The sequence below is a fragment of the Soonwooa sp. genome (assembly GCF_030151385.1).
GTDB lineage: Bacteria > Bacteroidota > Bacteroidia > Flavobacteriales > Weeksellaceae > Soonwooa.
Genome location: NZ_JASLDS010000018.1, coordinates 1 through 9,996 on the forward strand (window position 1 = coordinate 1; position 9,996 = coordinate 9,996).

Annotated in this window: 13 protein-coding genes; 1 reads left to right on the forward strand and 12 read right to left on the reverse strand. The window is 34.9% G+C overall.

What is annotated here, in order from left to right; genetic code table 11:
* Positions 1-520: 520 nt before the first annotated feature.
* From Q1V95_RS02540 to Q1V95_RS02570, 7 genes are all read right to left on the reverse strand, one after another.
* Entirely contained in the window at positions 521-1,363 is an 843-nt protein-coding gene (locus tag Q1V95_RS02540; protein WP_300669949.1) for a hypothetical protein, read from the reverse strand.
* A complete protein-coding gene (locus tag Q1V95_RS02545; protein WP_300669951.1) occupies positions 1,363-2,196 on the reverse strand; it encodes a hypothetical protein in 834 nt (277 codons plus the stop codon). The genes Q1V95_RS02540 and Q1V95_RS02545 overlap by 1 nt, the downstream gene beginning before the upstream one ends.
* Positions 2,197-2,230: 34 nt before the next feature.
* Positions 2,231-3,151, reverse strand: coding sequence for a hypothetical protein (locus Q1V95_RS02550; protein ID WP_300669953.1), 921 nt, complete (start codon positions 3,149-3,151; stop codon positions 2,231-2,233).
* A gap of 294 nt (positions 3,152-3,445) precedes the next feature.
* Positions 3,446-3,769, reverse strand: a complete 324-nt coding sequence (locus tag Q1V95_RS02555) for a helix-turn-helix domain-containing protein (protein ID WP_300669955.1) — start codon at positions 3,767-3,769, stop codon at positions 3,446-3,448.
* Positions 3,769-4,203, reverse strand: coding sequence for a transposase (locus Q1V95_RS02560; RefSeq protein ID WP_300669957.1), 435 nt, complete (start codon positions 4,201-4,203; stop codon positions 3,769-3,771). Before Q1V95_RS02560 ends, Q1V95_RS02555 begins: the two co-directional genes overlap by 1 nt.
* Positions 4,204-4,282: 79 nt before the next feature.
* Positions 4,283-4,810 (reverse strand): hypothetical protein, encoded by a 528-nt coding sequence (locus Q1V95_RS02565; RefSeq protein WP_300669959.1) that lies wholly within the window; start codon positions 4,808-4,810, stop codon positions 4,283-4,285.
* A gap of 23 nt (positions 4,811-4,833) precedes the next feature.
* Positions 4,834-5,226: a hypothetical protein gene (locus tag Q1V95_RS02570; RefSeq protein WP_300669961.1), complete on the reverse strand. Its 393-nt coding sequence runs from the start codon at positions 5,224-5,226 to the stop codon at positions 4,834-4,836.
* On the opposite strand from Q1V95_RS02570, the gene Q1V95_RS02575 reads away from it, so the two are divergent.
* A complete protein-coding gene (locus tag Q1V95_RS02575; RefSeq protein ID WP_300669963.1) occupies positions 5,181-5,984 on the forward strand; it encodes a helix-turn-helix transcriptional regulator in 804 nt (267 codons plus the stop codon). The two genes, Q1V95_RS02570 and Q1V95_RS02575, sit on opposite strands and share 46 nt — an antisense overlap.
* 152 nt (positions 5,985-6,136) lie before the next feature.
* Here Q1V95_RS02575 and Q1V95_RS02580 read toward each other — a convergent pair whose 3' ends face one another.
* The 5 genes from Q1V95_RS02580 to rplJ all read right to left on the reverse strand — a co-directional run.
* Positions 6,137-6,529 (reverse strand): hypothetical protein, encoded by a 393-nt coding sequence (locus Q1V95_RS02580; protein WP_300669965.1) that lies wholly within the window; start codon positions 6,527-6,529, stop codon positions 6,137-6,139.
* Between the two features lie 58 nt (positions 6,530-6,587).
* Complete coding sequence (locus Q1V95_RS02585) at positions 6,588-7,403, reverse strand: hypothetical protein (RefSeq protein WP_300669970.1); 816 nt, start codon at positions 7,401-7,403, stop codon at positions 6,588-6,590.
* 74 nt (positions 7,404-7,477) lie between these two features.
* Positions 7,478-8,014: a hypothetical protein gene (locus Q1V95_RS02590; protein WP_300669972.1), complete on the reverse strand. Its 537-nt coding sequence runs from the start codon at positions 8,012-8,014 to the stop codon at positions 7,478-7,480.
* Positions 8,015-9,075: 1,061 nt separating this feature from the next.
* Positions 9,076-9,444: a 50S ribosomal protein L7/L12 gene (rplL, locus tag Q1V95_RS02595; RefSeq protein WP_300669974.1), complete on the reverse strand. Its 369-nt coding sequence runs from the start codon at positions 9,442-9,444 to the stop codon at positions 9,076-9,078.
* A gap of 47 nt (positions 9,445-9,491) precedes the next feature.
* Positions 9,492-9,996: 50S ribosomal protein L10 (gene rplJ, locus Q1V95_RS02600; protein WP_300669976.1), on the reverse strand; the 505-nt coding region annotated here is incomplete at its 5' end.

Consider the following 9,996-nt stretch of genomic DNA (forward strand, 5'->3'; position numbering starts at 1 on the left):
CAATCTTACCTTTCGCAGAAGAAAAGTTGATTCTTTCAGTCCCTTTGATTTTTGAATTTGCCTGTGTTTTACTCATAAAATTACAAGAAAAAGGTTAAAAAATATTTTGTTTATCTCAAAAATATCGAAGCAGAAGCAGAATTTTGAAAAAGAAATAAAACTTTTGATTTTTGGGCTATCAGAATTGGTTTTAAATCTTTATCTTAGTTCTCGATTCTAATTCTAAGCAACGCTGGTATATCTTTTCACAGCGTAATGCAAAATATTCTTTTCAAATTAATTTTTGGAAATAAATAAAAAACAATTACAAACAACAAAATCCCTTGTAGCCGAAGACACAAGAGGTTCTAAAGTATTGTTACCTATAAAAATTTTATAATTAAGCCCAAAATGAGGTGCAAAGATACAATTATTTATCCTGACTCACAAGTGCTTGCATTTCCGAAAAGCGTTAAACATTTCATAAAAAAGAGAGCATCTTTTGGGATACTCTCTTCTATATTATTTTTTCTGTAAAAAACTATTGACGAATTCTTCTAAAACGCAAAGACTTTGTCACATCTCCAGGATTGTTCGGGGCAACACCAGCGCTAGCACCAAAGTTAGTTTTACCACTTGGTTTTGACAGCACCACACGCACGAGCTCATTCGCTGCAAACTGATGTAAAATTTGAGGGATAGCAATTGTTTGTGCTTTACCTGCAACCAACCTATCAATAGCCACAGAATTGGCAAAAAAATCAACCCAATTGAGACCTAAATCTTTTGAAGATTGTAAAGTTAAAACAACCTGAGAGTTATCATTAGCGCCTATATTCACGGCAACAATTACAGAACCTGAAATGGTATAAGGCGCTGCCGTTTTAATCGTAAATATATTATTTGCAAGACTAACATCATCTGGGTCATCAACAACAACTTCACTCGCTTGCCAAGTTAATGGAATGACTTCGCCATTATTGATGCGTACAGTTTCCCCTGAATTAAATATTTGGGCTGTTTTTGATGATATCGCATAATCGATAGGTTGTTTCAGACTTCTTAGTTCAGTCAAATTACTAATTACATCCCAACGCGAGCTAGTCCATACTGCCAATCGATTTCCTTTAATTAAGCTTGCACCAGTACTCGCATCTGCCAAATTATAAGCAGTCATCCCAGCAACAGGATTTTTAATCGTCAATATATCAGTGTTCGATTTGAGACCAACTCTAGGAGGTAGAAAACCTTTTTTAGAAGAAAGTCCGTTTGTGTTAACATCTAATAATGCCGAAGCATCAGGTGTATTGGCGCCAATAGCAACTTGTCCGTAACTCTTTCCAAGTGCTACGACAAACAAAAGAAACAAAATATTTTTCATCATTACTTTAATCTTTGAATTTTTAATACTTTTCCATAAGTCAGACCCGTTGGTGCACTAATAGTTGCGTTCGTAGAATGATTTGTTCCCAGTGTTTTAAAAACGACACCTCTAATATAATTACCAGCATTAACATTAATAATTACCGGCGGAATATTAGTACTTCTATTATTAAGCGTTGTGCCAGCTCCCCATACAGAAACAGCCTTTGCAACATTGGTCCAAGTAGAACCATTATCGCTAGATGATTGAATAATGAATTCCAAATTAGTTGTTGATGCTAAATTCCCAATGCTGGGATTATAATTAACTGTTCCAGAAATTTCATAAGTTCCTGTATTGTTGATAAGAAACTTATCAACACCTGACAAAGTAATATTATTTCCTGTATTCAACATAATAGAAGAACTAGAAAAAGTAACAACAACAGGAGCAACATTTACATTATTCCCCACTCCTGTATTAACATCTTGATTTGTTGTTATATCATTCTTACGCTCGGCAATAAAAAATACTTGCGGAAGCAACTCTCGTCGCACCTCGGTCAAGCTTGTCAAATTTGTCCAATTAACACCATTCCAATAATAAAATGTATTTGCAGTAACTTGTGCATTTCCGACTCCACTGGTTGCTGTATTGAATACCATCAACCCAACTGCTGGACTAGAAATAGTAGTCATGTCTGTATTATCTGACAACGCAACACGAGGAAGCATCAATCCTTTCTTATTAGTAGCTGCAAGGCTCGTTGCATCAATATCCAGTGCAGCAGAAGAATTCGGAGTAGTTGTGCCTATTCCAACTTGAGCGTTACTGAAAGAAAAAAAAATGAACATTGCTAAAAGTAAAATATTTTTTTTCATCATTTTATTATTTAATATTATAATCTAACAATTGTATTCTTATTCCTTTTGCAACAGGGATATGCGCTGCAACATCATTACCTATATAGCAATCTCCTGTACCACAATGGTCATTATTTGCACCATGACCAAAAGGATTACCTATAACCAATCTTACTTGGTCACCAGCATTAAGTTGTAAGGGTGTTCCTAAAAGCATTGTTGTTTTCAATGTCGATGCTGCATCTTCGCCCCATGCCGATCGGGTACCAATGGAATCATCCCAATTGGAAGAGCCAACAACTTTTTTCTGAACAATAAGATTAAGAAAAGCCCTGTTATTAACAGGTCCTGAAACAGTTGCTGCCATCGGATTATAATTTACAAAAGCTGAAAAATCATAAATACCAGAAATTGTAGCTGTAAAAGTAGATGCTGCAGCGTCAAACTTTATGAAGTTGTTAGAATTAATTGTTGCCGCCTCAAAGTTCACCACATTTCTGATGGTCTCTCCATCCTTAAAATTAACCTGATCGGAGGTGAAATTTTGTCTAACATTGCTTTCGGCATAAAAGATCTTAAGCTTAACAGCATCTTCCACAATACTTGTATAGACCAACTTTTCCCACTTACTGCCATCCCAATAATAGTATTCGTTTGCACTTACCTCATTAGGAAAAGTACCCGCATTGGATGTATTAAACACCAATAAGCCAACTGCAGGTCTGTTCACAGTAGCAACATCAATATTACTTTTCAAAGCAATACGTGGTGGTAACATTCCAAACTTAGCATTGGGATCAGCATAAGCTTTTGGCGCATCGCCACTAATATCTAACAGTGCTGACGCGTCTGGTTTGTTGGTATTAATTCCGACGGATTTGGATTGAGTATAGAATACTCCTGGCATGAATAATAATGCCGAAAATATATTTTTGAATTTCATCATAATGTTTAAGTTTCGTCAAAATTAATAAAAATATTTTTATCGAATCAAGACTTAAAAACCTAAATCACTGAATACCAATACTAAACCAATATCAACTAAAGGCTTTTTCGCTATTTTTTAGTTTTCACGAACTACATACACAACTAACAGCCTAATTGAATATTTTTTTTATCAACATCAATGATAGTCATTGTGAATTGTTAACTTAAATATGATTTCACTGTAATTGTTTTAAAACAATACAAAACAGTAAATAAAAAAATGACATCTAAAGTTAGATGCCATTTGGTATTTTTATCTTGATGAATACTTAGTCTTCCACATTCGAATCGTATTCCTACTTATCGAAAAATGAATTGCAAGTTGCGTGTCATTTAATTCATGTTTGCGTTGATACTTTAAAATCTCTCGTATCGTTTGCAAATCATAAGATCGAAACTTCGGATTCTCCGATGTTCTATCATTTTTTGAATTAAATATTTTCTGATTAAGATTAATTACATCTTGAGAATTAAGACTCGCTTTTGATAATATACTTTCACAATCTTCTCCAATATTGGGAAAGTCGTGAGCAATAATATCGCGAAAAATCTTATGATAATTAGGTCCTGTTTTCATTAGTATTTGCTTAGCCATCTGTATAATGTTGATCTAGGTATTCTGTATTCTTCAATAATTTGAGAAGTGGTTTTCTCCTCACTTCTAATCAATTTTAAAATAAAGTCAATCACTTCTTGTGTATAGATGTTTTTCCTAAATTGAGGTAGTTTCGTTTTCTTTACCGATTTTAGCTCTGGGTTAGCAGCAGCAACTGGCGAATAAAAAATAAGATGCTGCGAGTACAATCTAAAAAAGTCATACTCCAAGATTTTGCTAAAGCGTAACAATTGGTTGGCATCTATAGATTGGCAATCATATACTTGTTTGATCTCTTCTTCTTTTATTCCAACAAATTTTGCAAGACGCTCTAACGAAATTCCTGACTCTTTAATTCGTTCCTCAATATATTTTCCTATGAAAATATCTTTCAAATTACCAATCGGATTCATCATCATTGTGTTTTAATTCTACTTTGTGTTTAGAAAAAATGAGCATCTGACACCATAGTGATCAGATGCCCAAGTTTTAAAATTATGGTTTCCAGAAACTCCAAACCTTGCCGTTATACACGCACAACTGTTTGGTGACTGTATCATAAGCCATTGTTCCTGGTTCTGGATTGATGATCTTCAAATGTGGACTTGCCACTTTGGGTAAAATCATCGCTTTATTGGTATCTGCCAAAACCAAAATACCACTCGTGTTATCTGTTGCGGGATTCCCTCCTATCTGAGCTTTTGCTGAAGCTTTCTCTGTAAGAGACGATTGCAAACTTGTGTCAACAACACCTGTCGCATCCACAGAAAGATCAAACCATGAGCCTGCTCTTAGATACTTGACTTTCTTATCTGTAGTATCGTAAATAATGGTCCCATCAACAGCCGATGCAACTGCGCTTGCCGATGTTACCCATGGTAATATCATTGCTTTTGCATTATCTGCGCCATCGTAAAACTCTAGAGAAACGCTAGGCGAACTAAGACTAGTCTTTCCTATTGCCACTTGCGCAAAGGCGCAAGCAGCAGTAGAACTTAATATGAATATCAATAGTTTTTTCATTGTAATTCCTTTTTTAATTTGAATTATTGATCTGGACATGCCGGATTTTTATAACATTTCCATCCGCCTGCTGTTCCATCAATATTAATCATCAAACATTGTTGGGTAATGTTGTAGATCATCATACCTTCTTTCAAATCTGCTGCTGGTATTGCAGCCATTTGAGTATCTGTCAATCTATTCACCACAAAACCTTTGGTCTGAGATTCTAGAACCGTCCATGCACTATTTCTCACCATTGGCCAGTTTCCGTTAGCAGCGCCTGCTCTTCCTAGTGAGGTAATACCATGTTTTGTAGGTATTGTAGAACCAGCGACAACGTTTCCTGGTTTGAAACATGATAAGTAGAATGTTCCTGTTGCTGTTGAACATGCACAGTTTTCTGGTACTTCTAAAAGGCGACTTAAAAAAATCAAACGAGTACCGTTTAAAATTTAACAAATTAGGCAACTATCTTTCTCAAGATCAACTTACTAATATCAACGCTTCTATTGCGGAAATTGAAGCAAAACGATTAGCCGAAGAAAAGAAAGCAAAACAAGAGAAAATCATCTGGGCGATTTCATTGTTTTTGATTTTGGGAGCTGGTATTATCTATTTTGCGCGACAAAAAAGACATAGCAAGTCTCAAAGAAAAACCTATGATGAGTTGTTAGAAAAAATAAAAATGGAAGAAAAGCTCTCGCATGAAAATATAGAGAACGAAAATGACGATGAAAGCGAAAGCGATTATGAAAGTGAAAGTGAAAGTGAAATTGAATATATAGTAGAAAACGCGCCTAAAGAAAACCAAACAAATAAGAAGCAAAACATGTCTTCTGAAATGGAAGCTTCTCTACTTAGAAAGCTGGAAAAGTTTGAACGTTCGACCAAATTTACGGATCAAAATATGTCTTTAGCTTCCTTAGCTGGAATTATTGGAACCAATACGCAATATACTTCGGAACTAATTAATAAGCATAAACAAAAGAACTTCAATGCTTACATCAACGAATTAAGAATAAAATATGTCATTAAAAACTTGACTGAAAACAAAGAATATTCGAGTTTCAAAATCGCATATATTGCGGAAGATGCAGGTTTTTCTTCACACAGTGTTTTTTCTAAAGTCTTTAAGCAATATACAGACTTGTCACCTTCAGAATTTATGGCAATGCAAACAAATAAAGACTAAGAGCCTGTTTAAATTTTATCGAGATAAGTTTTTTTCTTCAAATTGCGACCTGTATTTCGGCTTATCGAAAAATGTTTTGCAAGATGTTGTGAGTATAATCTAAAAAAAATGAGCATCTGACACTATAGTGATCAGATGCTCAAGTTTTAAAGTTATGGCTTCCAGAAACTCCAAACTGTTCCGTTATACACGCATAACTGTTTGGTTACTGTATCGTATGCCATTGTTCCTGGTTCTGGATTGATGATCTTCAAATGTGGACTTGCCACTTTGGGTAAAATCATCGCTTTATTGGTATCTGCCAAAACCAAAATACCACTCGTAGTATCTGTTGCAGGAGTCCCTCCTATCTGAGCTTTTGCTGAAGCTTTCTCTGTAAGAGATGATTGCAAACTTGTGTTAACAACACCTGTTGCATCAACAGAAAGATCAAACCAAGAACCTGCTTTTAGATACTTGACTTTCTTATCTGTCGTATCGTAAATAATGGTTCCGTCAACAGCGGATGCAACTGCACTTGCTGATGTTACCCATGGTAATATCATTGCTTTTGCATTATCTGCGCCATCGTAAAACTCTAGAGAAACACTCGGCGAGCTAAGACTAGTCTTTCCTATCCGTGTTAAAGGGATATCCTGCAGAATTTGATAGGGGAGTTTGATTAAATGCAGTCCATGTACTACCTGTCGCCAAAGCTACATTTTTCTCCATACTAGAGGCAATTATACCATGATAAAGAACTTCACTAGCCGTTCTCCCTGGGACAACAGTTGTAGCTGCGGTAACAGCTGTACTTTTATTACCACTTCCGTTTGTTGTAGTAGGATTAGAACCGGAACTATCTCTTATAAAGTCTATTCCACTTGGATTTGGTAAACTGTTAACAATTGATAAATTACTAACATTGGAATATACCGAAATCGAAATAATAAGGTTATCTGCAGCATTTTTCGGTGCATTAGGAATCCCAAATTTAAAAGTTGCAGAACTACTTGTAGGAAGATCAGCCTCTCCTAAAAAATACATGTGATAATTATCACTTAGATATGTATTGTTAGCTTCGGTTCCACCACTAGATGTAGAAGGTGCAAAATAAGCTGCATAACTTCCAGTAATTTTGGGCACCATAGCAGTTCCATTTATCGTAGGTGAGAACGCTGTTCTCCCCAAATCCGCAGAGGGAAAATTATTACTTGTAGTGGTTGCATTAGCACCTGATCCGTTTCGATGGTCACGCTCAATCCAATACTGAACAATAACAATCCTATTTTTCCCAGCTGGTATCGTCCAATTCAAATCAGCTGGCTGACTGGCACCAGCAACCGTAATTGTTTTATTTCCGATTAAACTAATATTTTGGCTATGTCCCAATGCAAACATGAGCATAACAAAAAATGTAGTGAGTATTTTTTTAATCATTGTGAAGAAAATTTAATTAATAATCTGTTTCTTTCGAAACAAAGAAATTTTAAAATAGAACAAAACAATTTGCTCTATACGATATCACAATGCGTTGGTGGAGGGCGTGCCCAGAAAAATGAATTACTTTTCTTAGTGCAAAATAGGTTTGCTTCCTTTGATATAAGCGAAGCTTCTTTAAAGTTTTTAAGATCTACAGAAATATACAGATTCTTAACAATTGCTTTTGAAAAACCTGCATAGCTGGAATTCACCAAGACAACATGATCTGCTTTTCCATTAATTAATGAGAAAAACTCAGTAGATGGATAAGAATAAACTGACTTTATGCTAAGTTTAGAAATCGCAATCTTTTTAGTCTCCTTCTTACTTTCAGCGAAACTATTTTTTGGATTATTTTTCGCAACACGTTTGATATTGCTAGGGACAACTGGCTTGGCAACAACTATTTTTAGCTTGTTAGAATCTACTACCGAAACTATGGATGCGCCACCTTGAAGATGTATTTGTGACTGAAATATTTGGCATTGGAAGAGTACCAATACAAATACCAAAAACAATTGCAGTTTTTGAGTGCGCAAATAGGGTTTTGAACGAGTAATCCCTTTCAATTTTTCATCTTTTGTGTGCGCAAAGATAAAGTTATTTTTTTCACATTCAAAATCTTTTTCATTTAAAAAAAACTATAAATCAACTCATTATGTTAAATAGACTATTAAAGACCGCCACTAAAATAAGGCATTCAAATTTTCGATTCTTTTTGATTCCCCCTTTAAAAACCTGCTCAAAAAAACTTAATTATTCATAACAAGTATAAAAACATAATGCTATGTAGGTTTTTCGTTCTAAATAAGCAAAAAAAAAAATTTACACCCAACAACCAACCAAAATTGGCTTCTTCCAATTCTTCAAAATAAGAAAATCAAAACAAAAAAACAGCAAAAAATGCAGGCTATTAAAACAAATTTGAAGTATCTAAGCTTTTCAAAAAGACCAAACTTTAGCTCTGAAAATAGGAAGTCTTTTTACTCCAGTTCTATTTACATCAAGCAGCTTTTCTAGCGTAGAACCCAGTATGTCATTAACAACTCCTATTTGAAGTAAAAGCAATGCTTTTGCTTGGGATTCTAAAACCAAAAACTCTCGTATCAGCTAATGTTTTGTTGTTCCAATATAATAAATTGAAGCAACCAAGTTTACCGCCTTTTACAAACACAACTAAAACCTGTTTGTGCATTTCTAATTAAAAAAATACAAGAATAATACTATTAGAAAATTTAAACATCATCAAACAAGCTTTTCAAATTCTTGCTTGTTGCGTGAGAAAACAACATTGGCAACGTTCGTATTTACCTATAAAAAAGCTACTATGCCCAAAAACTATTTCTAACGATATCGAAACTGTATCAAAATTAGATAGATCACCTACAGCAAGCATTATTGTATGCGAACTTATTTTTGAACATTTTAAAAACTACACTCCTCAAAAAGTTACAATCTTATGTTGAGTCAAAATACGTTTATAAGTTTTAGGGAACGACCAAATTAAGCGTTAGTAGCGGATTCCCAATAAGCTATCGAGATAACACAGTTTTGTTAAAAAAACTTGATAAAAAGAAACAAAAAAGCCACCCCAAATTGGGATGGCTTCTTGTATTATGTAAATTGAAAATTACTTCAATTCAACTTCAGCACCAGCTTCTTCTAATTGCTTCTTAAGCGCTTCAGCCTCGTCTTTAGAAACACCTTCTTTGATTGGTGAAGGAGCTCCGTCTACGATATCTTTAGCTTCTTTAAGACCAGCACCAGTTAAATCTTTTACCAATTTAACAACAGCTAATTTAGAAGCACCAGCTGACTTAAGGATTACGTCGAATTCAGTTTTTTCCTCAGCAGCTTCACCAGCACCACCAGCAGCTACAACTACAGCAGCAGCAGCAGGCTCGATTCCGTACTCATCTTTAAGGATAGTAGCTAATTCGTTAACGTCTTTTACAGTAAGGTTTACTAGCGTTTCCGCTAAATTTTTTAAATCTGACATTGTATTAATGTTTTTTTGTTGAACTTATTTGATTGTTTTGAGTTTAATTATTCTGCGCTAGCTTCTGGCGTTTCAGTAGCTGGAGCTTCTTCTGCTTTTACTTCCTCTACAGCTGGAGCTGCTTCTGTAGCACCTTCTGCTTTGTTTTGTAATGCAGATACCAATCTTTGGATTGGAGATTGAAGTAATCCAATGATTTCTCCGATCATCTCCTCCTTAGACTTGATGTTAGCAAGTGCATCTAGGTTGTTATCACCAACGTAGATAGTCTCTTGCAAGAATGCAGACTTAAGAGCTGGTTTTTCAGCTTTCTTTCTGAATCCTTGGATTAATTTTGCAGGAGCGTTAGCCGTTTCAGAGATCATTACTACTGAATTCCCTTTGAAAGTTGGGAACATTTCAGAATAATCAACACCTTCAACTTGCTCCATAGCTTTTTGTAAAAGTGTATTTTTAACAACTTTTACTTTGATATTTTGCTTGAAAGCTTGTCTTCTAAAATCTGAAGTCTGACCAGCATTCAATCCTTCAAGATCAGCTACATAAACAACT

Excerpts from the sequence above, each read along its gene's own strand:
- Q1V95_RS02540 (WP_300669949.1), bottom strand. The coding sequence starts at position 1,363 with ATGATGAAAAATATTTTGTTTCTTTTGTTTGTCGTAGCACTTGGAAAG.
- Q1V95_RS02545 (WP_300669951.1), bottom strand. The coding sequence starts at position 2,196 with ATGTTCATTTTTTTTTCTTTCAGTAACGCTCAAGTTGGAATAGGCACA.
- Q1V95_RS02550 (WP_300669953.1), bottom strand. The coding sequence starts at position 3,151 with ATGATGAAATTCAAAAATATATTTTCGGCATTATTATTCATGCCAGGA.
- Q1V95_RS02555 (WP_300669955.1), bottom strand. The coding sequence starts at position 3,769 with ATGAAAACAGGACCTAATTATCATAAGATTTTTCGCGATATTATTGCT.
- Q1V95_RS02560 (WP_300669957.1), bottom strand. The coding sequence starts at position 4,203 with ATGATGAATCCGATTGGTAATTTGAAAGATATTTTCATAGGAAAATAT.
- Q1V95_RS02565 (WP_300669959.1), bottom strand. The coding sequence starts at position 4,810 with ATGAAAAAACTATTGATATTCATATTAAGTTCTACTGCTGCTTGCGCC.
- Q1V95_RS02575 (WP_300669963.1), top strand. The coding sequence starts at position 5,181 with ATGCACAGTTTTCTGGTACTTCTAAAAGGCGACTTAAAAAAATCAAAC.
- Q1V95_RS02580 (WP_300669965.1), bottom strand. The coding sequence starts at position 6,529 with ATGATATTACCATGGGTAACATCAGCAAGTGCAGTTGCATCCGCTGTT.
- Q1V95_RS02585 (WP_300669970.1), bottom strand. The coding sequence starts at position 7,403 with ATGATTAAAAAAATACTCACTACATTTTTTGTTATGCTCATGTTTGCA.
- rplL (WP_300669974.1), bottom strand. The coding sequence starts at position 9,444 with ATGTCAGATTTAAAAAATTTAGCGGAAACGCTAGTAAACCTTACTGTA.